Source organism: Halalkaliarchaeum sp. AArc-GB (assembly GCF_031432225.1).
Classification (GTDB): Archaea; Halobacteriota; Halobacteria; order Halobacteriales; family Haloferacaceae; genus Halalkaliarchaeum.
Map to the genome: position 1 here is coordinate 107,627 of NZ_JAVKGM010000007.1, position 19,794 is coordinate 127,420.

The 19,794-nt window shown below is 63.9% G+C and carries 29 protein-coding genes and 1 tRNA gene; 27 read left to right on the forward strand and 3 right to left on the reverse strand.

Features of this window, described 5'->3' with window-relative positions; translation table 11 throughout:
- Nucleotides 1-14: 14 nt before the first annotated feature.
- On the reverse strand, nt 15-923 hold the full coding sequence (locus tag RH858_RS08995; protein WP_310561642.1) for a substrate-binding domain-containing protein: 909 nt from the start codon (nt 921-923) through the stop codon (nt 15-17).
- 193 nt (nt 924-1,116) lie between these two features.
- Between RH858_RS08995 and citZ the strand changes: the two genes are divergently transcribed.
- Together citZ and RH858_RS09005 are read left to right on the forward strand one after the other, a co-directional pair.
- Entirely contained in the window at nt 1,117-2,292 is a 1,176-nt protein-coding gene (gene citZ, locus RH858_RS09000; protein ID WP_310561643.1) for a citrate synthase, read from the forward strand.
- A 70-nt stretch (nt 2,293-2,362) separates the two neighbouring features.
- A complete protein-coding gene (locus tag RH858_RS09005) occupies nt 2,363-2,785 on the forward strand; it encodes a CBS domain-containing protein (RefSeq protein ID WP_310561644.1) in 423 nt (140 codons plus the stop codon).
- 265 nt (nt 2,786-3,050) lie between these two features.
- On the opposite strand, the gene RH858_RS09010 is transcribed toward RH858_RS09005, so the two are convergent.
- Nucleotides 3,051-3,121 (reverse strand) — tRNA-Gly (locus RH858_RS09010).
- Between the two features lie 466 nt (nt 3,122-3,587).
- Here RH858_RS09010 and RH858_RS09015 point away from each other — a divergent pair.
- From RH858_RS09015 to secY, 25 genes are read left to right on the forward strand one after another with little or no spacing between them, the layout of a single operon-like run.
- Entirely contained in the window at nt 3,588-4,457 is an 870-nt protein-coding gene (locus RH858_RS09015; RefSeq protein ID WP_259533912.1) for an RNA methyltransferase, read from the forward strand.
- A gap of 4 nt (nt 4,458-4,461) precedes the next feature.
- Entirely contained in the window at nt 4,462-5,478 is a 1,017-nt protein-coding gene (locus RH858_RS09020; RefSeq protein WP_259533911.1) for a 50S ribosomal protein L3, read from the forward strand.
- Between the two features lie 6 nt (nt 5,479-5,484).
- On the forward strand, nt 5,485-6,231 hold the full coding sequence (rpl4p, locus tag RH858_RS09025; RefSeq protein WP_259533910.1) for a 50S ribosomal protein L4: 747 nt from the start codon (nt 5,485-5,487) through the stop codon (nt 6,229-6,231).
- Nucleotides 6,228-6,482, forward strand: coding sequence for a 50S ribosomal protein L23 (locus tag RH858_RS09030; RefSeq protein WP_259533909.1), 255 nt, complete (start codon nt 6,228-6,230; stop codon nt 6,480-6,482). Before rpl4p ends, RH858_RS09030 begins: the two co-directional genes overlap by 4 nt.
- 2 nt (nt 6,483-6,484) lie before the next feature.
- Nucleotides 6,485-7,207, forward strand: a complete 723-nt coding sequence (locus RH858_RS09035; protein WP_259533908.1) for a 50S ribosomal protein L2 — start codon at nt 6,485-6,487, stop codon at nt 7,205-7,207.
- Complete coding sequence (locus tag RH858_RS09040; protein ID WP_310561645.1) at nt 7,204-7,626, forward strand: 30S ribosomal protein S19; 423 nt, start codon at nt 7,204-7,206, stop codon at nt 7,624-7,626. Before RH858_RS09035 ends, RH858_RS09040 begins: the two co-directional genes overlap by 4 nt.
- A gap of 3 nt (nt 7,627-7,629) precedes the next feature.
- Nucleotides 7,630-8,103, forward strand: coding sequence for a 50S ribosomal protein L22 (locus tag RH858_RS09045; RefSeq protein ID WP_259533906.1), 474 nt, complete (start codon nt 7,630-7,632; stop codon nt 8,101-8,103).
- Between the two features lies 1 nt (nt 8,104).
- Complete coding sequence (locus RH858_RS09050) at nt 8,105-9,088, forward strand: 30S ribosomal protein S3 (RefSeq protein ID WP_259533905.1); 984 nt, start codon at nt 8,105-8,107, stop codon at nt 9,086-9,088.
- 3 nt (nt 9,089-9,091) lie between these two features.
- Nucleotides 9,092-9,307 (forward strand): 50S ribosomal protein L29, encoded by a 216-nt coding sequence (gene rpmC, locus RH858_RS09055; protein WP_259533904.1) that lies wholly within the window; start codon nt 9,092-9,094, stop codon nt 9,305-9,307.
- Nucleotides 9,308-9,309: 2 nt separating this feature from the next.
- On the forward strand, nt 9,310-9,756 hold the full coding sequence (locus tag RH858_RS09060; RefSeq protein WP_259533903.1) for a ribonuclease P protein component 1: 447 nt from the start codon (nt 9,310-9,312) through the stop codon (nt 9,754-9,756).
- Entirely contained in the window at nt 9,747-10,091 is a 345-nt protein-coding gene (locus RH858_RS09065; RefSeq protein ID WP_259533902.1) for a 30S ribosomal protein S17, read from the forward strand. The genes RH858_RS09060 and RH858_RS09065 overlap by 10 nt, the downstream gene beginning before the upstream one ends.
- Nucleotides 10,091-10,489 carry a 50S ribosomal protein L14 gene (locus tag RH858_RS09070; RefSeq protein ID WP_259533901.1) on the forward strand — a complete coding sequence of 133 codons (399 nt, stop codon included), beginning with the start codon at nt 10,091-10,093 and terminating at the stop codon, nt 10,487-10,489. Before RH858_RS09065 ends, RH858_RS09070 begins: the two co-directional genes overlap by 1 nt.
- 3 nt (nt 10,490-10,492) lie before the next feature.
- A complete protein-coding gene (gene rplX, locus RH858_RS09075; protein WP_259533900.1) occupies nt 10,493-10,849 on the forward strand; it encodes a 50S ribosomal protein L24 in 357 nt (118 codons plus the stop codon).
- Nucleotides 10,846-11,616 (forward strand): 30S ribosomal protein S4e, encoded by a 771-nt coding sequence (locus RH858_RS09080; RefSeq protein ID WP_259533899.1) that lies wholly within the window; start codon nt 10,846-10,848, stop codon nt 11,614-11,616. The genes rplX and RH858_RS09080 overlap by 4 nt, the downstream gene beginning before the upstream one ends.
- Nucleotides 11,613-12,143, forward strand: coding sequence for a 50S ribosomal protein L5 (locus RH858_RS09085; RefSeq protein WP_259533898.1), 531 nt, complete (start codon nt 11,613-11,615; stop codon nt 12,141-12,143). Before RH858_RS09080 ends, RH858_RS09085 begins: the two co-directional genes overlap by 4 nt.
- Entirely contained in the window at nt 12,140-12,334 is a 195-nt protein-coding gene (locus RH858_RS09090; RefSeq protein WP_259533897.1) for a 30S ribosomal protein S14, read from the forward strand. Before RH858_RS09085 ends, RH858_RS09090 begins: the two co-directional genes overlap by 4 nt.
- Before the next feature lie 2 nt (nt 12,335-12,336).
- Nucleotides 12,337-12,729 carry a 30S ribosomal protein S8 gene (locus tag RH858_RS09095; RefSeq protein ID WP_259533896.1) on the forward strand — a complete coding sequence of 131 codons (393 nt, stop codon included), beginning with the start codon at nt 12,337-12,339 and terminating at the stop codon, nt 12,727-12,729.
- A gap of 1 nt (nt 12,730) precedes the next feature.
- A complete protein-coding gene (locus RH858_RS09100) occupies nt 12,731-13,270 on the forward strand; it encodes a 50S ribosomal protein L6 (RefSeq protein WP_259533895.1) in 540 nt (179 codons plus the stop codon).
- Nucleotides 13,271-13,975, forward strand: coding sequence for a 50S ribosomal protein L32e (locus tag RH858_RS09105; protein ID WP_310561646.1), 705 nt, complete (start codon nt 13,271-13,273; stop codon nt 13,973-13,975). It abuts the gene before it with no gap.
- Nucleotides 13,972-14,430 (forward strand): 50S ribosomal protein L19e, encoded by a 459-nt coding sequence (locus RH858_RS09110; protein ID WP_310561647.1) that lies wholly within the window; start codon nt 13,972-13,974, stop codon nt 14,428-14,430. Before RH858_RS09105 ends, RH858_RS09110 begins: the two co-directional genes overlap by 4 nt.
- A complete protein-coding gene (locus RH858_RS09115; RefSeq protein ID WP_259533892.1) occupies nt 14,430-14,987 on the forward strand; it encodes a 50S ribosomal protein L18 in 558 nt (185 codons plus the stop codon). The genes RH858_RS09110 and RH858_RS09115 overlap by 1 nt, the downstream gene beginning before the upstream one ends.
- On the forward strand, nt 14,980-15,627 hold the full coding sequence (locus RH858_RS09120; RefSeq protein WP_259533891.1) for a 30S ribosomal protein S5: 648 nt from the start codon (nt 14,980-14,982) through the stop codon (nt 15,625-15,627). Before RH858_RS09115 ends, RH858_RS09120 begins: the two co-directional genes overlap by 8 nt.
- A complete protein-coding gene (rpmD, locus tag RH858_RS09125) occupies nt 15,627-16,091 on the forward strand; it encodes a 50S ribosomal protein L30 (protein ID WP_310561648.1) in 465 nt (154 codons plus the stop codon). Before RH858_RS09120 ends, rpmD begins: the two co-directional genes overlap by 1 nt.
- Nucleotides 16,088-16,585, forward strand: a complete 498-nt coding sequence (locus RH858_RS09130) for an uL15m family ribosomal protein (RefSeq protein ID WP_259533889.1) — start codon at nt 16,088-16,090, stop codon at nt 16,583-16,585. The genes rpmD and RH858_RS09130 overlap by 4 nt, the downstream gene beginning before the upstream one ends.
- 3 nt (nt 16,586-16,588) lie before the next feature.
- Nucleotides 16,589-18,058: a preprotein translocase subunit SecY gene (secY, locus tag RH858_RS09135; protein ID WP_310561649.1), complete on the forward strand. Its 1,470-nt coding sequence runs from the start codon at nt 16,589-16,591 to the stop codon at nt 18,056-18,058.
- A gap of 58 nt (nt 18,059-18,116) precedes the next feature.
- On the opposite strand, the gene RH858_RS09140 is transcribed toward secY, so the two are convergent.
- Nucleotides 18,117-19,499 carry an ATP-binding protein gene (locus RH858_RS09140; protein WP_310561650.1) on the reverse strand — a complete coding sequence of 461 codons (1,383 nt, stop codon included), beginning with the start codon at nt 19,497-19,499 and terminating at the stop codon, nt 18,117-18,119.
- Nucleotides 19,500-19,794 lie beyond the last annotated feature (295 nt).

Genomic DNA, 19,794 nt, shown 5'->3' on the forward strand with positions numbered 1-19,794 from the left:
GGTCCGTTCTCCAGTCAGTCGGTCGTCGAACTCCAGTCTTCCGGTACGTACTGTTGGAAGTTGGGATCGTCTGAAACCGCTTCGGGGAAGAACAGCTGTTCTCCCTCGACAGTGTACTCTTCGATGAGTTGCTGGCCTTCCAGGGATGTCAGGAATCCGATGTACGCCATGGCGAGATCGTAGTTGACGTGGTCGTGAACGCCCGGATTGACGGCCACGATCCCGTAGGGGTTTTCGAGCAGTTCAGGCCCTCCCTCGATCGGCCCTTCGACCCTGATGTCCAGATCGATCTCCGCCTGCATCGAGAGGAACGTCCCCCGATCCGCCAGGGCGTACGCGCCGCTCTGGCTCGCCTGGTTCAGCACTTCGCCCATCCCCGACCCGGCTTCCCGATACCACTCTCCACCCGGTTGGGCCGCCGATTCGTCCCAGATCGAGAGTTCTTTCGCGTGGGTGCCGGAGTTGTCTCCCCGGGAGACGAAGACCGATTCCGTGTCCGCGATCGTTTCGAACGCTACCGTCACTTCGTCCATACCGTCGATTCCGGCGGGATCGTCGTCCGGGCCGACGACGACGAAATCGTTGAACATCAGATCCCGTCGGTTCACGCCGTATCCGTCCCGTATGAACTCGTCTTCCAACTCTCGCGCGTGAACCATTACGACGTCGGAGTCGCCGTTCCGTGCCGTCTCGAGGGCGGCACCTGTCCCCTGGGCGACGGCCTCGACACGTGCGCCGTAGCGCTCCTGGAATGCGACATTTATCTCGTCGAGCAACCCCGTGTCGTAAGTACTCGTTGTCGTCGTAAGTGTGAGCGTCTCGTCCAGGATCTCTGCGTTGTGATCCTCGTCGTTATCGCCCATACAGCCGGCCAGTGCTGCTGTGAGTCCGCCAGCTGCAGCGAGGACCGTTCTCCGTTGCATCTTCTATGATACAACCACTATTGGATACGTACTTAGAACTTTCCTTATAACGTAACTGGTAGTGGTTTCAACATGGGAAAACAGTCAGTCTTGTACGGACGTCGGCGGTCAGTCGTCTGCCCCGATCGACCACCGCTTCGACGCGGCGAGAAAAGTAGCATGAATTTTCATGTGTGTCTACAAATATTGACGTATGGTCGAGCTCCTGCAAGAAGTCACGCGACCGGAACTGAACCGTGGACTCGAAGGCGTGGTCGTCGACCGCTCCGAGTTGAGCGACATCGACGGCGACGCCGGCCGACTCATATACCGGGGTTACGAGATCGAAGACCTCGCGACGGGAGCGAGTTTCGAGGAGGTGCTTCACCTGCTGTGGCACGGGGAACTCCCCGACCGCGACGAACTCGAGGCGTTCGTCGAGCCGATGGCACAGGAGCGGCAGGTCGACGACGGCGTGCTGGAGCTCGTGGCTGAACTCGCCCATCAGGACGAGGATCCGATGGCTGCCCTCCGGACGGGGGTGTCGATGCTGTCGGCGTACGATCCGGAACCCGACGCCGAGCCCGAGGACAGTGCGGCGATGGCCCGGGACGGCCGGCGGATCACCGCCAAGATCCCGACTGTCCTGGCGGCGTTCGATCGCTACCGGCGCGGCGAAAAGCCGATCGAACCGCGAACAGATCTCGGCCACGCCGAGAACTTCCTGTATATGCTGACCGGCGAGAAACCCGACGAGATTGCAGCCGAGACGTTCGACATGGCGCTGACGCTGCATGCCGACCACGGGCTGAACGCCTCGACGTTCACGACGCTGGTGATCGTCAGCACGTACGCGGACGTCTACAACGCGATCACCGGCGGGATCGGCGCGCTCGCGGGACACTGGCACGGCGGGGCCAACCAGGACGTGATGTACACTCTCATGGACGTCGACGAGAGCGGCCTCGATCCGATCGAGTGGGTCGAAGAGACGCTCGATGAGGGCGGTCGGGTCCCCGGCTGGGGCCACCGCGTGTACAACGTCAAGGATCCCCGCGCGAAGATCCTCGAAGAGCGAAGCGCGCTGCTGGCGGAATCGACCGGTGAGACGAAATGGCACGACTACACCACCTCGATCGAGCGCTACCTCACTGAAGAGATCGGGTTGCCCGAGAAGAACATTGCGCCGAACGTCGACTTCTACTCGGGGTCGGTCTACTACCAGCTCGGTATTCCGATCGACCTGTATACGCCGATTTTCGCGATGAGCCGGGTCGGCGGCTGGATGGCCCACATCCTCGAATACGTGGAGGACAACCGACTCATTCGCCCGCGTGCGCGATACGACGGCCCGACGAGCCAGGAGTTCGTTCCGCTCGAGGAACGGTAGCGGTTCCGCTCGACGGGAATCTCCGACCGTTTTTTGACATATTGCGTGAAACTACTCGAAATACAGACACATGACCGTCCAATACATCGCCCGAACTGACGTGGTAACGGTATCGCCGGATGCCTCGGTCGAGGAAGTCGCAACGACGATGCGGGACAGACACATCGGCAGCGTGGTGGTCACGGAGGGCGACGAACCGGTGGGAATTGTGACCGATCGGGACGTCGGTATTGGGATCTGGGAGTTCGACGACCTGCGGGCGGCGACAGTCGCCGACGTCATGACGACCGATCCAGTCACCGTCGAGAGCAACGCGACGATCTATGAGGGGTTACAAACTGCCCGCGAAGCGGGGGTCCGTCGGATCCCGATCACCGAGGACGGCGATCTCGTGGGAATCTTCACGATCGACGACGTCCTCGTGCTGATCGGGGGTGAACTGGGCCTGATTTCCGAGGTCGTTCAGTCACACTCGCCGCCGTACGAAGAATAACCTTGCGTAATAACCCGCGTCTTCCGAGAAACCGGTTTCATTCGATCACGGGTTGCTCGCGACACCTGCGGGTCGCTCGCAGTATTGTGATCGAGAGAAGTGCGCTGGCGGGGATTTGAACCGAGTAGAGACGTTCCTGCTCGCTCACTTCGTTCGCTGCGCGGGCTGCGACTCTCCGGGTTCAAATCCCCTCATAAAGGCATTCGTCGAACACGTTGTGCGAGCGACACCTGCGGGTCGCTCGCAGTATTGTGTTCGACAGAAGTGCGCTGGCGGGGATTTGAACCCCGGTTGCGACCATGGCAAGGTCACGTGATACCACTACACTACCAGCGCGCACCGCGCTTCTTCGCATCCGAAAGTAACTGGAAGCGTCCTCTTAAGGCTTCCGAAAACAGGACCGAATCGCTATGCGGCGTGGGGTACGTTCGCACGTTTTCGGCGGTCGAGCGCTTACGGAAAGACGAGGCGAAAGCCTCGCGGTTCACCGCGGGGATGAAGTCAAGTCATCGTTCGGGCGCGACGCGCGATCGAGCAGGATCGTTTTTAAGGCTATTTGGCCGGATTCGTCCGGTATTTATAAGTCTCCTTCGAGGAGACCTGGCTATCAGTGTATTCGGCGTCCACCATCCGGATACCCTTGAGCAGTGTTACCACTCCCCGATAATTTCACGAAACGCGGACTGTTTCGAACTCGAAAACCGCTTTTTCGGGGCGTGTGAACCCTTTTCAGGCCGGAACGGTTTCGCTATCCTTTTAGGGCCTGGTTCGGTAAGACCTGTACAGTCTCGTGACGGAAGCCATGGACGGTATCCACATCCTGGTGCCGTCCTCGCTCGTCCGCGAAGCCGAGGACAAACGCGAGGCGACTCGCAAACTCGGCACCGTCGCCCGCGCGGCGGCGGTGTACGGGGCGAGAAGGCTGGTCGTCTTCCCGGACCGGGAAGGCGAACGCCACCTCGGTGGCGAGTTCGTCGAAACCGTGCTGCGGTACGCCGCGACGCCCCCGGAACTCCGAACGGATCTCTGGGGACAACGCGACGAGTTGCAGTACGCCGGCGTACTCCCGCCGCTTCGGCTTCCGTCGGAGGCCGGCTCGGATCCGAACGGATCCGAGTCGTCAACACAGGGAATCGTGACTGAGGTCGGACCTGAAGGTCGCGTTCGGGTCAATTGCGAACTGCAACACCCGATCTCGCTCCTCGTTCCCACCGGAATGGAACTCGAGGAGGGAGAGCGCGTCACCATCAGAATCGATTCGAGAGAGCCGGTCCGTGCCCGGATCACCGAAAAGCCCGAGGTGGGCTTTCAGGTGGTTTCCACGGACCTGTCGGAAGCACTCGCCCGCGGGCCGAAGCCGCGGATCGCCACCTCGAGACACGGTCGACCGACGACCATCTCGCGGCTGGCGACGCTCGCGCCGAAGCTCCAAGACGGGTTCACCGTCGCCTTCGGCTCGCCCGGGCGCGGGCTTCCGGAAATACTCGGGATCACCCCCGACGAGATCCCCCCGGAGGCGGACTCCGGTGTGGATCGCACCGTCGAGGGGACAGTCGAACCCGGCCGTGGGTTCGACCTCTGGTCGAACACGATCCCACGACAGGCGAGCGAGGTCGTGCGGACGGAGGAAGCACTGTTCGCCACCCTCGCACAGCTCACACTCACGGAGTGAACACATGCCACAACCAAACAGACCACGCAAAGGCTCGCTGGGCTTCAGCCCGCGGAAGCGTGCGGTCTCTGAAGTGCCGCGCATCCGCTCGTGGCCCGACGACGACGGCTCACCTGCCCTGCAGGGCTTCGCCGGCTACAAGGCCGGGATGACCCACGTCGTGATGATCAACGACGAGGCCAACTCCCCGCGAGAGGGGATGGAGCAGTCCGTTCCGGTGACGGTCGTCGAGACCCCACCGATGCGGGCCGTCGCAGTGCGGGCCTACGAAGAGACGCCGTACGGAAAGAAGCCGGTGACCGAAGTCTGGGCCAGCGAGTTCCACGAGGAACTCGACCGGACGCTCGATCTCCCGGCGGAAGACACGTTCGACGAGGACGCCGAGGCGCTGCGGGAGCTGCTCGCGGAGGGCAGCGTCGACGATCTCCGGATGATCACCCACACCGTTCCCTCGGACCTCGCGAACGTCCCCAAGAAGAAGCCGGACGTCATGGAGACGCGCGTCGGCGGCGGCTCCCTCGAGGAGCGCGCCGACTTCGCGCTCGGATTGCTCGAAGACGGCGGGGAACACGACTTCACGGACGTGTTCCGCGAGGGAGAGTACCTCGACGCTTCGGGCGTCACGAAGGGGAAAGGAACGCAAGGCCCCGTAAAGCGGTGGGGCGTTCAAAAGCGGAAGGGCAAACACGCCCGCCAGGGATGGCGGCGCCGGATCGGCAACCTCGGTCCGTGGAACCCCTCCCGCGTGCGTTCGACCGTTCCCCAGCAGGGACAGACCGGTTACCACCAGCGCACAGAACTGAACAAGCGGCTCATCTCCGTCGGCGAGGACGGCGATGCGACGCCCGAGGGCGGCTTCGTCAACTACGGCGAGGTCGACGGCCCGTACGCGCTGGTGAAGGGCTCACTGCCCGGACCGAACAAGCGGCTGCTGCGGTTCCGCCCGGCCATCCGGCCGAACGACCAGCCGCGCCTCGACCCCGAGGTGCGGTACGTCTCGACCGCGTCGAATCAGGGGTGACATAACATGGAAGCAACAGTACGAGACCTGGACGGCGACGACGCGGGCACGATCGAACTGCCCGACGTCTTCGAGACGCCGCACCGGCCGGACCTCATCCGGCGGGCCGTCGTCGCCGCGCAGGCGAACCGGAAACAGGCCTACGGCGCCGACGACCTCGCCGGGATGCGAACCCCGGCGGAGTCGCCCGGCTCCGGCCGCGGGATGGCGCACGTCCCCCGATCGAACGGGCGCGGACGGCGCGTTCCGAACACGGTCGGCGGTCGCAGGGCGCACCCGCCGAAGGCCGAGAAGGATCAGGGCAAAGGAATCAACGCGAAGGAGCGCAAGCTTGCCAACCGCTCGGCGCTCGCCGCAACGGCGGATCCCGAACTCGTTCGCGAGCGCGGCCACGAGTTCGGCGACGACGTCGAACTCCCGCTGGTCGTCACGGACGAGTTCGAGGAACTCGTGAAGACGCAGGAGGTCGTCGACGTGCTGGAGGCGCTCGGCGTCCACGCCGACATCGCTCGCGCCGACGACGGCAAGCGCGTCCGTGCCGGTCGGGGCAAGACCCGCGGCCGCAAGACGACGCGCCCGTCGTCGATCCTGTTCGTCACCAGCGAGGAGCCGTCGCGTGCAGCCCGGAACCTCGCGGGTGCCGACGTCGCGACCGCCCGGGAAGTGAGCGCGGAGGATCTCGCGCCCGGTACTCATCCCGGACGCCTGACGATCTACACCGAAAGCGCACTCGAAGAGGTGGCTCAGCGATGACGCAGGTAATCAAACACCCGCTGGTCACCGAGAAGGCGATGAACGAGATGGACTTCGAGAACAAGCTCCAGTTCGTCGTCGACATCGACGCTGCGAAGCCGGAGATCCGCGACGCCATCGAGGCACAGTTCGAGGTTCGCATCGTCGACGTGAACACGCAGATAACACCGCAAGGCCGGAAGAAGGCGACGGTCACGCTGTCGGAGGACGACGACGCGACCGAGATCGCCTCCCGGATCGGGGTGTTCTGATCATGGGACGCAGAATCCAGGGACAACGACGCGGTCGTGGCGGTCCCACGTTCCGGGCGCCGTCGCACCGTTACAAGGCGGAGCTTTCACACAAGACCGACGAGGACGACGAGACCGTCTCCGGGGAGATCGTGGGCATCGAACACGATCCCGCCCGGAGCGCACCCCTCGCGGACGTGGAGTTCGAGGACGGCGACCGCCGCCTCGTGCTCGCACCCGAGGGCGTTCGCGTGGGCGAGACGTTACAGGTAGGCGTGAGCGCCGAGATAAAACCCGGCAACACGCTCCCACTGTCGGAGATCCCGGAAGGGGTCCCCGTCTGCAACGTCGAGAGCCACCCCGGCGACGGCGGCAAGTTCGCTCGGGCGTCGGGCGTCTCGGCGCAGCTTCTGACCCACGACCGCGACGTCGCTGTCGTCCAGTTGCCAAGCGGCGAGGTCAAGCGGCTCAGCCCCGACTGCCGCGCCACGATCGGCGTGGTCGCCGGGGGCGGCCGGACCGAAAAGCCGTTCGTAAAGGCCGGAAAGAAGCACCACAAGCTCAAATCGCGCGGGACGAAGTACCCGCGCGTTCGCGGGGTCGCGATGAACGCCGTCGACCACCCGTTCGGTGGCGGCGGTCGCCAGCACCCCGGCCGACCGAAGTCGGTCTCGCGGGACGCCCCGCCGGGACGGAAGGTCGGCGACATCGCATCGAAGCGAACCGGACGAGGGAAGAACAAATGAGCTCCGATTACCGAACCGGCCGCGAAGGTGAGTTCACCTACCGCGGTCACACGCTCGACGAGTTGCAGGAGATGAGCGTCGAGGAGGTCGCGGAACTGCTTCCCGCACGCCAGCGGCGAACTATCACCCGAGGACTGGGGACCGAGCACCGGAAGCTGCTCGAGAAAGCGCGTCAACGCGACGCCGAGGGAACGGCGAGCGAGCCGATCCGAACCCACCTGCGCGACATGCCCGTACTGCCGGAGTTCGTCGGCAAGACGTTCGCCGTCTACAACGGGCAGTCGTTCGAGCGCGTCGAGGTCGAGCCGGAGATGATCGGCCACTATCTCGGCGAGTTCCAGCTCACCCGGACGTCCGTCGAGCACGGACAGGCCGGAATCGGTGCGACCCGATCCTCGAAGTTCGTGCCACTCAAATAACCCATGGGAATCAACTACAGCGTCGAGGCCGACCCCGACACGACCGCGAAAGCGATGCTCAGGGACCGGCCCATCAGCCTGAAGCACAGCAAGGCCATCGCCCGCGAGATCAAGGGCAAGACGGTCGCCGAGGCGGAGGAGTACCTCCATGCGGTGATCGACGAGGAACAGCCCGTTCCGTTCCGTCAGCACAATTCCGGTGTCGGACACCGGTCGAACATCGACGGATGGGACGCCGGCCGCTATCCGGAGAAGGCCTCGAAGGACTTCCTCAAACTGCTCGAGAACGCGAAGAACAACGCCACCGAGCAGGGGTTCGACGGCGAGGAGATGGAGATCATGCACGTCGCGCCGCACAAGGTCGGGGAGCGCCCCGGCCGAAAGCCCCGGGCGATGGGGCGCGCGTCGCCGTGGAACACCACGCTCTGTGACGTCGAACTGATCCTCGAGGAACCCGACACGGAGGAGGAGGCCTGACATGGCAGACGAACACCAGTTCATCGAGAACGGACTGCAGCGCTCCCAGATCGACGAGTTCTTCGCCTCGGAGCTGGGCCGTGCTGGCTACGGCGGCATGGACGTCGCCAAGACGCCGATGGGCACCCAGATCGTGCTCAAGGCCGAAAAACCCGGCATGGTCATCGGCAAGGGCGGGAAGAACATCCGGAAGATCACGACCGAGCTCGAAGAGCGGTTCGACATGGACGACCCGCAGATCGACGTCCAGGAGGTCGACGAGCCGGACCTCAACGCCCGGATCGTCGCCGACCGCCTGGCGAACGCCCTCGAACGCGGCTGGTACTTCCGGAAGGCCGGTCACACGACGATCGACCGGATCATGGACGCCGGCGCGCTGGGCGCGGAGATCGTGCTCTCGGGCAAGGTCACGGGCGCACGATCGCGCGTGGAGAAGTTCAACCGTGGCTACATCAAGCACAACGGTGAACCCGCCCAGGAAGTCGTCGACGAGGGTCAGTCGGTCGCCGTGATGAAGCTCGGGACGATCGGCGTCACCGTGAAGATCATCCCGCCGGGCGCACAGTTGCCCGACGACTTCCGTCTCGAAGAGGACGCCGAGGCCCCCGAGGTCGAACAGACCATCGAAGAGGAGGGCGTCGATGCCCTGCTCGAGGAGGAACCCGAAGAGGTTCCCGACGTGGCCGACGCGGAGACCGAACCGGTCGGCGCCGACGAAGACGTCGAGATCCCCGACGAGGAGCCAGAAGAGGTCATCGACGAGGAGATCGTCGAGGAGGTCGTCGAGGAGACGGACGCCGGCACCGACGCCGGGGACGCCGACGCCGAGAGGCCGACCGCCGAGGACGTCGAGGAAGACCTCGAGGACCTCGACGAGGAGATCGAACAGGAGGCGGCCGACCTCGTCGCCGAGATGGAGGATGCAGACGACTCCAACGAGGAAGCGCCGTCGACCGACGATGCAGACGAGGGAACGGAGGAGTAACCAATGGCGATCCTCTACCCCGAAGAGATCCGGGACATGACGCCAGCCGAGCGCGAGGTCGAGCTCGAAGAGCTCGAGACCGAGCTGCTCAACATGCGGGCCCAGCAAGCGACAGGCGCACAGCTGGAAAACCCGGGCCGACTCCGCGAACTCCGCCGGACGATTGCGCGGATCAAGACGATCCAGCAAGAGGAAGGCGACCACGAGGAGGACCAGTAACGATGCTTACCCCCGAGACGATCGCGAAACACGAGCTTTCCGGCCTCCCGGTGCGGGTGGCCGACGCGACCAGTCCCGACGTCGTCGGGATCCAGGGACGGGTCGTCCGCGAGACGATGCGGACGCTCGTCGTCGCGACCGACTCGGGGGAGAAAGTCGTCCCCAAGCGGGGGACGACGTTCGAGTTCGCCCTCGTGGCGGACCCGACCCGTGAGCCCACAGATGAAGCCGCCGGGGACCGCAAGGCCCCGGGGTCCGCGTCCGAACGCGGATCGGATACTGCGGGGTTGTTCCCCCGTCAGTCCGGTTCGTCCGGATCCACGAGGGATCCGGCGAGCTCCGCCCGGAGCGAGTGCGAGGACGTGGTCTACGTTACGGTGGATGGGGAACGACTGCTCTCACGACCCGCCGAACGCACCGAAAACGCAGGTGTTTCGACATGGCGATAGGACTCGACGTACCAACCCCTCCGGAACCAGAGAATCCGGAGGAATACGACTACGAGAAGTGTCCGTTCTTCGGGCACCTCTCAGTCCGCGGCCAGACCCGGGAGGGGACGGTCGTCTCGACGGACATGGAAAAGACCGTCATCGTCGAGCGGGAATACGACGTGTTCGTACCGAAATACGATCGGTACATGAAACGTCGTTCGCGCATCCCGGCCCACGTGCCGGGCGTGCTCGAACCGCTCGAAGTCGGTGACGAAGTAAAGATCGCGGAGACGCGACCACTCTCGAAGACCAAATCGCACGTCGTCGTGCAGGTTCTCGGAGGTGACGAGTGATGGAGGCGCTGAAAGCCGACGTCACGCAGGGCCTCGAGAAGGGCTCGCTGATCACGTGTGCCGACAACACCGGGGCGCGCGAGCTGAAGGTGCTCAGCGTCAAGGGGTACTCCGGCCGTATCAACCGGCATCCCAAGGCCGGCATCGGCGACAAGGTGACCGTCTCGGTCACCAAAGGGACCCCGGAGATGCGCCGGCAGGTGCTGGAGGCGGTCGTCGTCCGCCAGCGCAAGCCGATCCGGCGCCCGGACGGCACCCGCGTCAAGTTCGAGGACAACGCGGCCGTGATCATCGACGATCTCGAAGAGCCACGCGGTACCGAGATCAAAGGCCCGATCGCCCGCGAGGTTGCCGAACGCTTCGGGAGCATCGCGAGCACCGCAACGATGATCGTATAACCTATGACGCGACAGCCACGCAAACAACGAAACGAAACGGAGAACGCGCCGCTTCACGAGCGGCACCGACAGGTCCGTGCAACCCTCTCGGAGGAACTCCGCGAGGAGTACGGCAAACGGAACGTCCGCGTCAACGCGGGCGACACCGTCGAGATCATGCGCGGCGACTTCGCCGGAGAAGAAGGGGAAGTAGTCGACGTCGACCTCAGGGACGCCCGAATCACCGTCGAGGGCATCACCGTCGAAAAGGTCGACGGCGAGGAGGTCCCCCGTCCGCTCCCGACGAGCAACGTCCGCGTGACCGCCCTGGACCTGGAAGACAGCCGCCGCGAGGCGCGTCTCCGGGAGGACAACGAATGAGCAACCACCAGAAACGACTGTCGGTACCGAACTCCTGGCCGGTCGAGCGGAAGACCGCGACGTTTACCGTCAAGGCCGGCGCCGGACCGCACGGGGAATCGGGGGTTCCACTCCTGATTTTGCTGCGGGACGTGCTCGGTTACGTCGACAACGAGAAAGAAGCACGGTACGCCCTTCGACAGGGCTCCGTCTCCGTCAACGGCGGAACGGTCTCGGACGTCCGGCGACCGGTCGGGATCTTCGACATCCTGGCGTTCGACGAGCGGGAGGAGTACTACCGCGTGTTCCCCGACGAAGGGGGCCGCCTGACGCTCGTTCCGATCGACGCCGACGCCGCGGAGAGCCGTCTGGGGAAGGTCGTCCGCAAGGGCACCGTTCCCGGCGGCGACGTGCAGCTCACGCTCCACGACGGCACGAACGTCCGCGTCGACTCCGACACGGAGTACTCGAGTAAGGATTCACTCGTCGTCGACAACGAGACCAAAGACGTCGTGGCCCACTTCCCGTACGAGGAGGGCGCGCTCGCGGTCGTCGTCGACGGGCAGCACGCCGGCGAGATCGGAACCGTCGAGGAGATCGAAGTGACGATGGGCTCCGGTTCGAACACAGTTCGCCTCGCAAACGGCGAGGATACCTTCGAGACCGTCGAGGAGTACGTCGTCGTGATCGACGAGAACTTCACGGACGACGAGCCCGACGAGAACGCAGCAGTGGACGACGTCGAGCCGGATGCAGAGGCGGACGAAGACGGAGGTGACGACGAATGAGCGACGCCGAGGCGGACGCGGAGTTCCACGAGATGCGCGAGCCGCAGATCGAGAAGGTCGTCGTCCACATGGGCGTCGGCCAGGGCGGGGAACCGCTCGCTCACGCCGAGGAAATCATCGAGGAGATCACCGGCAGACAGAGCGTCCGAACCACCGCCAAACAGACCATCGGCGAGTTCGGCGTCCGCGAGGGCGATCCGATCGGCACGAAGGTCACGCTGCGTGCGGACGCGGCACGCGAGTTCCTCGATACCGCCTTCGAGTTCACGGAGCTGTCCCGGTCGCAGTTCGACGACACCGGGAACGTGAGCTTCGGCGTCGAGGAACACACCGCGTTCCCGAGCCAGGAGTACGATCCCCAGATCGGAATATACGGACTCGACGTGACCGTCACGCTGGTCCGTCCGGGCTACCGGATCGCAAAGCGCGACTGGGAAACGCGGTCGATTCCGAGCTCCCACCAGCTGACGCCCGAGGACGCGATCGCGTTCCTCGAGCAGGAGTTCGACGTGGAGGTGAACGAATGAGCGAAAGCGAACCCGAACCCGAGGAGTCCGCCGATGCCGCGGGGGAGCACGCGACCCGACGCACCGGCCAGCGACACGAGTGCCGGCGCTGCGGTCGAAAGCAGGGGTTGGTCGGCAAGTACGACATCAACCTCTGTCGCCAGTGCTTCCGCGAGGTCGCGCGAGACATGGGATTCAAGAAGTACAGCTAACAATGGTAGGCAACGATCCACTGGCGAATGCGCTTTCGGGGCTCGACAACGCCGAGCGCGTCGGCCACCTGGAGTACACGGTACAGCCCGCCTCGAACGTCATCGGCTCCGTGCTCGAGGTCCTCTACGACCGCGGGTACATCGACGGATTCGAGTTCGTCGACGACGGCAAGGCCGGACGGTTCGAGGTCGAACTGAAAGGAGCGATAAACGAATGTGGCGCCGTCAAACCCCGCTACTCTGCGGGCGCAGACGAGTTCGAAAAGTGGGAAAAGCGGTTCCTCCCCGCCCGCGATTACGGGGCGCTCGTCGTCACGACGAGCCACGGCGTCATGAGCCACTACGAGGCCCGCGAACGGGGCATCGGTGGCCAGGTGATCGCATACGTATACTAATATGAACCGAGTAGAAATCGAGATCCCGGACGACGTGTCCGCGTCTGTCGATCATCTCGATCTCACGATCGAGGGGTCGAACGGATCGGTCACCCGTCGACTGTGGTATCCGGACGTAACCGTCTCCGTCGAAGGCGACACCGTCGTCATCGAATCGGAGGAAACCGACGCGAAGACGAACGCGACGGTCGGAACGTTCGAAAGCCACGTCGAGAACATGATCCACGGCGTGACCGATGGGTGGGAGTACAGGATGGAAGTCTTCTACGCCCACTTCCCGATGCAGGTCTCCGTGGAGGGCGAGGAGGTTGTCATCGAGAACTTCCTCGGCGAGAAGGCACCGCGCCGGACGCCGATCCGTGGCGACACGGAGGTCCAGATCGACGGCGAGGAAATCGTCCTCTCGGGTCCCGACAAGGAAGCGGTCGGACAGACCGCCGCGGACATCGAACAGCTCACGAAAGTGAAAGGCAAGGACACGCGCGTCTTCCAGGACGGCGTGTACATCACCGAGAAGCCGGTGAAGGCGGGTGGTGCATAGATGAGCGATTACGAAGAGCTCGAAGACATAAGCGGCGTCGGTCCCTCGAAAGCGGAGGCGCTTCGAGAGGCCGGCTACGAAACGATCGAAGACGTCAAGGCCGCCTCGCAGGGCGAGCTGTCGGAGATCGACGGCATCGGAAACGCGCTCGCCGCCCGAATCAAGGCCGACGTCGGCGGTCTCGAAGTCGAAGAAGAGACCGAGGCAGAGGTCGAAGAGGTCGAGGAGCCGGAGGAGGACGAAGACCCCGACGAGGCGGTCGAAACCGAACTCCGCCCGCGGGGACACGCCGACAAGACGCCGGAGCTCGATGCCGACACTGCACGCGCGCTCGCACAGAAGCACCGCGAGGGCAAACCGCAGTTCAACCGCCAGGACTACCACAAGAAAAAGCGGGTGCCGACATCGTGGCGGCGTCCGCGCGGGGACCTCTCGAAGCAGCGCCGCGGGATCAAGGGCAAAGGCGACACCGTCGAGGCGGGCTTCCGCTCGCCGAGGGCCGCCCGAGGCCTGCATCCCTCCGGCTTCGAGGAGGTTCGCGTGTTCAACACCGACGACCTCGAGGGAGTCGATTCCGAGAGGGAGGCGGTACGGATCGCCTCCTCGGTCGGTGCGCGCAAGCGCGAGCGAATCGAGGAAGTGTGTGAGGACCGCGAGATCCGCGTCCTCAACCCGACGTACGTCGAAGTCGAGGTGGAACAATGACTGATCTCGGCGCACAGAAGCGACTCGCAGCGGACGTCCTCGACGTCGGCGAGAGCCGCGTCTGGTTCGACCCGGAGGCACAGGGAGAGATTGCCGACGCGATCACTCGCGAGGACATCCGCGATCTCGTGGAAGACGGAACGATCCGCGCGAAAGACGCGAAGACGAACTCGCGCGGTCGGGCCCGAGAGCGGGACGCGAAGCGCTCGTACGGCCACCGCCGCGGTGCCGGCTCCCGGAAGGGGAAAGCCGGCGCCCGGAAGGATTCCAAGGAAGACTGGATCAGCCGGATCCGCGCACAGCGACGACGGCTGAAGGAGCTTCGAGACGACGGCCCCCTCGACCGGAGCCAGTACCGCGAACTGTACGACAAAGCAAGCGGTGGCGAGTTCGAGGACGTCGCTCGGCTCGAAGCCTTCATCGAAAACAACTACGACATAGAGGTGACAGACTAATGGCAACAGGACCACGGTATAAGGTACCGATGCGGCGTCGCCGCGAGGTCCGGACCGATTACCACCAGAGGTTGCGCCTGCTGAAATCCGGCAAACCTCGCCTGGTCGCCCGGGTGAGCAACCGACACGTCAGGGCGCAGCTGATCACTCCCGGACCCGAGGGCGACGAGACCCACGCCGCGGCGTCCAGCGAGGAACTCTCCGCGTACGGCTGGGAAGCCCCGACGGGCAATCATCCCAGCGCGTATCTCACGGGATATCTCGCCGGCGCCCGAGCGGTGGCGGCGGGGCTCGAGGAGGCCGTCCTCGACATCGGGCTCAACACGGCGACGCCCGGAAACAAGGCGTTTGCAGTACAGGAAGGTGCAATCGACGCGGGGCTCGAGATCCCCCACAACGACAGCGTGCTTGCCGACTGGTCGCGCAACCGCGGCGAACACATCGCCGACTACGCCGAGCAGCTCGACGACCCGCTGTATTCGGGGGCGTTCGACGCCACTGAACTACCCGAGCACTTCGATGAGGTGCTCGCACGTATCCAGGAAGACTATGAGTAACGACGAAGGCTGGGAACCGCGAACGCGGCTCGGCCGCAAGGTACAGGACGGCGACGTCACGTCGATGAAACAGGCGCTCGAGACGGGGCTCCCGCTGAAGGAGCCGGAGATCGTCGACCAGCTCCTCCCGGGGCTGGAAGACGAGGTGCTGGACATCAACATGGTCCAGCGGATGACCGACTCCGGGCGCCGGGTGAAGTTCCGGGTCGTCGTCGCGGTGGGCAACCGCGACGGCTACCTCGGCTTCGCGCAGGCCCGCGACGACCAGGTCGGCGGGGCGATCCAGAAGGCGATCGACGTAGCGAAGCTGAACGTCATCGAGGTGGACCGCGGCTCCGGCTCCTGGGAGGACCAGGCCGGTGGCGTCAACTCCCTGACCCGCAAGGCCGAGGGGAAGGCCGGCTCGGTGACCGTCGAGATCATTCCCGCCCCGCAGGGGCTGGGACTGGCGGGCGCCGAGACGGTGCGCAACATCCTCGAGCTCGCTGGCGTCCAGGACGCCTGGACGAAATCCAACGGCAACACCCGGACGACGGTGAACCTCGCGAAGGCGACGTTCAACGCCCTGGAGAACGCCTCCCAGGCGCGGATGCCCCAGCACGCTCGCGAAGTCCACCGGGACGTGGAGGTGGGCGAGTGATGCAGGCGATCGTCCAGCTTCGCGGGGAGGTGAACATCAGTGGCGACATTCAGGACACCCTGGAGATGCTGAACCTCCACGGGGTCAATCACGCCACGCTCGTCCCAGAGACGGAATCTTACCGCGGGATGATCACGAAGGTGAACGATTACGTCGCGTTCGGCGAGCCGACCGCGGAGACTGTCGCGATGCTGCTCGCACGTCGCGGCGAGCCCGAGGAGGGCACCGCGAATATCGACGACGAGTGGGTCGCAGAACACACCGACTACGACGACGTGGACGCACTTGCGACCGCCCTCGTCGACGAGGAGACGACCCTTCGCGAGCAAGGGCTCACCCCTGCGCTCCGTCTGCATCCGCCGCGGGGCGGTCACAAGGGGTTGAAGCGTCCGACCGCCGAGGGTGGACAGCTGGGTCGACACTCGACTGAAGAGATCGACGCCCTCCTGGAGGCGATGCGATGACGAACAAGAAGAAACGCCAGCGAGGCTCTCGCACGCACGGCGGCGGTTCACAGAAGAATCGGCGCGGCGCCGGCAACCGCGGCGGCCGCGGCGCGGCCGGCCGGGACAAACACGAGTTCCACAACTACGGGCCGCTGGGCAAGCACGGCTTCACCCGCCCCGACGACGTCCAGGAGGAGATCGTCGAGGTGCGCGTTCGGAAACTCGACGAGGACGCGTCGCTGTACGCCGCCGACGGGGTGGCGGAACGCGACGGCGACGCGTATGTGATCGACGCCCGCGACGTGGCCGAGGACGGCTACGACGCCGACGTCGTGAAGGTGCTGGGCGGCGGTCAGGTGCGCAACGAACTGCGCGTCACCGCCGACGCCTTCACTGCCGGCGCCGTCGAGCTCCTCGAGGGAGCCGGCGGTGAGGCGATCCTCTCGGAGCGTGCCGAAGCTGCGGACGCAGAATCAGAAGACCTATCCGACGAAGACTCGGACGAATCGTAACGTATGAGCTGGAAGGAGGCCGCCGAACCAGTCCTGACGCGGATGCCCTCGATCGACCGGCCCGGGGGGCACGTCCCGTTCAAGCGGAAGCTGATGTGGACCGCCGTGATCCTCATCGTGTACTTCTTCCTCACCAACATCAACCCGTTCGGGCTCGCAGCTGGCCAGGGGACGGACTTCTTCGGACAGTTCCGTTCGATCCTGGCGGGCGAGCACGGATCGCTGATGCAGGTGGGGATCGGTCCGATCGTCACCGCGTCCATCGTGTTGCAGTTGCTTGGCGGCGCCAACCTGCTCGGGCTCGACACGAACGACCCTCGCGATCAGGTGCTGTACCAGGGGCTCCAGAAGCTGCTGGTCATCGTCGTCACGGCGATGACTGCAGCGCCGATGGTGTTTACCGGCGACTTCCTTCCGTCGGATCCCGCCGTCGCGCAGGCGCTCGGCGTCAGCATCGGCGTCATCGACACGCTGGTGTTCCTGCAGGTGTTCGTCGGCGGCGTCCTCATTCTGTTCATGGACGAGGTCGTGAGCAAGTGGGGCGTCGGCTCCGGCGTCGGCCTGTTCATCATCGCCAGCGTGAGCCAGCAGCTCGTCGGCGGCTTCTTCAGCTGGTCGGGACTGGGCGCCACCGGCTTCTTTGCAAGCTGGTACGGCATTATCTTCGGAGAGACGGCGCTCGGCTCCCCGTTCACCACGGAGGGGCTGTTCGCCCTGCTGTTCGAGCCGGGCGAAATCCTCGCGATCTTCACGACGCTTTTCATCTTCGGAATCGTCGTCTACGCGGAGTCGGTCCGGGTCGAAATCCCACTGTCGCACGCCCGGGTGAAAGGCGCCCGCGGGCGGTTCCCGGTGAAACTCATCTACGCGTCAGTCCTGCCGATGATCCTCGTTCGGGCGCTGCAGGCGAACATCCAGTTCTTCGGGCAGATTCTCAACTCCCAGTGGCCGGGGATGCCCGAGTGGCTGGGCGTCTACGGGGATCAGGGGCAGCCGATCTCCGGGTTCTTCTACTACACGAACCCGATCCAGACCCGCGAGGAGTGGATGTGGTTCCTCGGCGAAACCGCCGCGGAGCCGTGGATGATCGCAACCAGGGTCGCGATCGACCTCACCTTCATGGTGATCGGCGGTGCGATCTTCGCGATCTTCTGGGTGGAAACCACCGGCATGGGGCCGGAGGCGACGGCCCGCCAGATCCAAAACTCCGGGATGCAGATCCCCGGCTTCCGCCGGAACCCGCAGGTCGTAGAGAAGGTGATGGAGCGATACATCCCGCAGGTGACGGTCATCGGCGGCGCGCTGGTCGGCTTCCTGGCGGTGATGGCGAACATGCTTGGCACCATCGGCGGCGTCTCCGGAACCGGGCTGCTACTGGCGGTTTCGATCACGTACAAACTGTACGAGGAGATCGCCGAAGAGCAGTTGATGGAGATGCATCCGATGATGCGCCAGATGTTCGGCAACGGGTGAGAACAACTCTAGAACGTAAACGAGCGTTCTAGGGGTTCTTACGCTAATTTTATCGAATTCACGCGTGTTCCGTAATATCTCCAAGCTCGAACAGTTGTAGGTCATCGCGCTCGGACACGGCTTCCTGAACGGACTGTGTCGCACCATTTCGGGTGAATAAGGCGTACTTGGTGTTTCTCTCATCGGTGTCCGGCGTCCATCGAATCTCGGCGGCATGGTCTTCGAGCGAGGCGAGAGCTCCGTAGTCAAGCGGTGCGTTCGTGAACTTGCATTCGCCCGCAACCATCGTTCCGTCCGTGGTGAATCCGACGACGTCAACCTCGTGTTCCTTATACCACCAGCGACCGATATCGAGGAACGTCTCTGCGGGGTAGAGCCCTGGGAGTGCGTCTTGGCAGAGCCCCTCGAATTCGTGACTCACGAAATCTGGAAGTTCCGGCTCAATGACTGCGTCGTAGGCATTTGCTCCGAGTCGTTCGTATCGATCTTCCTTGCCGTAGACGAAACGGAACCAGAACCGGAACAGCGGATCGAGGATTCGATAGCGCCCGCGGCGCGACTTTGCTTTCTCTTCGGTGATCGGGACCTCCCGCTCGATGAGCCGCAGACGCTCCAACTTCTGTGTGTACGTCGATATCTGCTTCCCATCGATTCCTATCGCTTGAGCGATCTCGTTCGACGTCGTCTTTCCAGCAGCGATGGCAGTGAGGATCGCAAAATACCGGTTCGGATCTGTGAGTTCGGTGCGGAGCACGTACTCCGGTTCGTTGTGTAGATATCCCTTCTGGGAGAGGACTTCCTCGGCCAGAACCGTTCCGAGGTCCCGTCCGAGATCGACGCCATCGAGATAGTACGGAACGCCACCGAAGATTCCCCAGGTGAAGATCCGCTCTTCGGGCGAATACTCGTCCGGGACGAACTCCTGTGCAGCAGCGAAGTTGAGGGGTCGGAGGTCAAGTCGTTCCGTGAATCGTCCGTATAAGGGACTGTTCCCGAGAAGCGTCGCTTCTTCCATCATACTGATCGATGACCCGATCAGAACCAGCGTTCCCGAGGTGTTCTGGAGCCGCTGGTCCCATAGTCGCTGAATGACGGACGGAAGGCTCTCGTCGGCGTCGATGAGGTAGGGGAATTCGTCAAGGACTACGATTCCGTCCTGATCCCCCAGATATCCGAGTAGCGCTTCCCAGTTCTGTTTGATCTGCGTGATGCTGGGGAAGTTTTCGGAGGCGATATCGACGAACTCGTCAAGCTGTATTTGGGAGGTGGTCTCCGTGGCCTGATAGACGACTACGTCGTCACAGTCGGAGAGCGAGTGCTGGACGAGCTGTGTCTTCCCGAGGCGTCGGCGACCGAAAACGACGACCATCTCTGCGTCATCGGACTCGTAGCATCCGTGTAGCCGAGCGAGTTCATCTTCTCGATTCACGAAGTGGTCCATACGCCCACTCCACCGTGACATGGAATAATACTTCCGAATAGACTATCTTGGAATAGGCTAATTCAAAATTGTCTACCGAACTTTCTATTGTATCTCTTGATCTGCGGAGGTTAGACGACAACCCACATCCGGACTGATTGGATCCACGGGGAGGTCGTCGGTAACTGTCGTGGGTCCGAACACGAGCGACGCTGAAAGGAGGACGGCCATCGGCGTGGCGAGCAGTGACGGGAGCACTCGTGGGGCTCGCCGAACGGGACTTCGTGTGTGGACGCTGTTCCCCATCCGGCATCAC

What these genes read in the sequence shown, in the direction of transcription:
- RH858_RS08995 (WP_310561642.1), bottom strand. Translation starts at nt 923, where the DNA reads ATGCAACGGAGAACGGTCCTCGCTGCAGCTGGCGGACTCACAGCAGCA.
- citZ (WP_310561643.1), top strand. Translation starts at nt 1,117, where the DNA reads ATGGTCGAGCTCCTGCAAGAAGTCACGCGACCGGAACTGAACCGTGGA.
- RH858_RS09005 (WP_310561644.1), top strand. Translation starts at nt 2,363, where the DNA reads ATGACCGTCCAATACATCGCCCGAACTGACGTGGTAACGGTATCGCCG.
- RH858_RS09015 (WP_259533912.1), top strand. Translation starts at nt 3,588, where the DNA reads ATGGACGGTATCCACATCCTGGTGCCGTCCTCGCTCGTCCGCGAAGCC.
- RH858_RS09020 (WP_259533911.1), top strand. Translation starts at nt 4,462, where the DNA reads ATGCCACAACCAAACAGACCACGCAAAGGCTCGCTGGGCTTCAGCCCG.
- rpl4p (WP_259533910.1), top strand. Translation starts at nt 5,485, where the DNA reads ATGGAAGCAACAGTACGAGACCTGGACGGCGACGACGCGGGCACGATC.
- RH858_RS09030 (WP_259533909.1), top strand. Translation starts at nt 6,228, where the DNA reads ATGACGCAGGTAATCAAACACCCGCTGGTCACCGAGAAGGCGATGAAC.
- RH858_RS09035 (WP_259533908.1), top strand. Translation starts at nt 6,485, where the DNA reads ATGGGACGCAGAATCCAGGGACAACGACGCGGTCGTGGCGGTCCCACG.
- RH858_RS09040 (WP_310561645.1), top strand. Translation starts at nt 7,204, where the DNA reads ATGAGCTCCGATTACCGAACCGGCCGCGAAGGTGAGTTCACCTACCGC.
- RH858_RS09045 (WP_259533906.1), top strand. Translation starts at nt 7,630, where the DNA reads ATGGGAATCAACTACAGCGTCGAGGCCGACCCCGACACGACCGCGAAA.
- RH858_RS09050 (WP_259533905.1), top strand. Translation starts at nt 8,105, where the DNA reads ATGGCAGACGAACACCAGTTCATCGAGAACGGACTGCAGCGCTCCCAG.
- rpmC (WP_259533904.1), top strand. Translation starts at nt 9,092, where the DNA reads ATGGCGATCCTCTACCCCGAAGAGATCCGGGACATGACGCCAGCCGAG.
- RH858_RS09060 (WP_259533903.1), top strand. Translation starts at nt 9,310, where the DNA reads ATGCTTACCCCCGAGACGATCGCGAAACACGAGCTTTCCGGCCTCCCG.
- RH858_RS09065 (WP_259533902.1), top strand. Translation starts at nt 9,747, where the DNA reads ATGGCGATAGGACTCGACGTACCAACCCCTCCGGAACCAGAGAATCCG.
- RH858_RS09070 (WP_259533901.1), top strand. Translation starts at nt 10,091, where the DNA reads ATGGAGGCGCTGAAAGCCGACGTCACGCAGGGCCTCGAGAAGGGCTCG.
- rplX (WP_259533900.1), top strand. Translation starts at nt 10,493, where the DNA reads ATGACGCGACAGCCACGCAAACAACGAAACGAAACGGAGAACGCGCCG.
- RH858_RS09080 (WP_259533899.1), top strand. Translation starts at nt 10,846, where the DNA reads ATGAGCAACCACCAGAAACGACTGTCGGTACCGAACTCCTGGCCGGTC.
- RH858_RS09085 (WP_259533898.1), top strand. Translation starts at nt 11,613, where the DNA reads ATGAGCGACGCCGAGGCGGACGCGGAGTTCCACGAGATGCGCGAGCCG.
- RH858_RS09090 (WP_259533897.1), top strand. Translation starts at nt 12,140, where the DNA reads ATGAGCGAAAGCGAACCCGAACCCGAGGAGTCCGCCGATGCCGCGGGG.
- RH858_RS09095 (WP_259533896.1), top strand. Translation starts at nt 12,337, where the DNA reads ATGGTAGGCAACGATCCACTGGCGAATGCGCTTTCGGGGCTCGACAAC.
- RH858_RS09100 (WP_259533895.1), top strand. Translation starts at nt 12,731, where the DNA reads ATGAACCGAGTAGAAATCGAGATCCCGGACGACGTGTCCGCGTCTGTC.
- RH858_RS09105 (WP_310561646.1), top strand. Translation starts at nt 13,271, where the DNA reads ATGAGCGATTACGAAGAGCTCGAAGACATAAGCGGCGTCGGTCCCTCG.
- RH858_RS09110 (WP_310561647.1), top strand. Translation starts at nt 13,972, where the DNA reads ATGACTGATCTCGGCGCACAGAAGCGACTCGCAGCGGACGTCCTCGAC.
- RH858_RS09115 (WP_259533892.1), top strand. Translation starts at nt 14,430, where the DNA reads ATGGCAACAGGACCACGGTATAAGGTACCGATGCGGCGTCGCCGCGAG.
- RH858_RS09120 (WP_259533891.1), top strand. Translation starts at nt 14,980, where the DNA reads ATGAGTAACGACGAAGGCTGGGAACCGCGAACGCGGCTCGGCCGCAAG.
- rpmD (WP_310561648.1), top strand. Translation starts at nt 15,627, where the DNA reads ATGCAGGCGATCGTCCAGCTTCGCGGGGAGGTGAACATCAGTGGCGAC.
- RH858_RS09130 (WP_259533889.1), top strand. Translation starts at nt 16,088, where the DNA reads ATGACGAACAAGAAGAAACGCCAGCGAGGCTCTCGCACGCACGGCGGC.
- secY (WP_310561649.1), top strand. Translation starts at nt 16,589, where the DNA reads ATGAGCTGGAAGGAGGCCGCCGAACCAGTCCTGACGCGGATGCCCTCG.
- RH858_RS09140 (WP_310561650.1), bottom strand. Translation starts at nt 19,499, where the DNA reads ATGGACCACTTCGTGAATCGAGAAGATGAACTCGCTCGGCTACACGGA.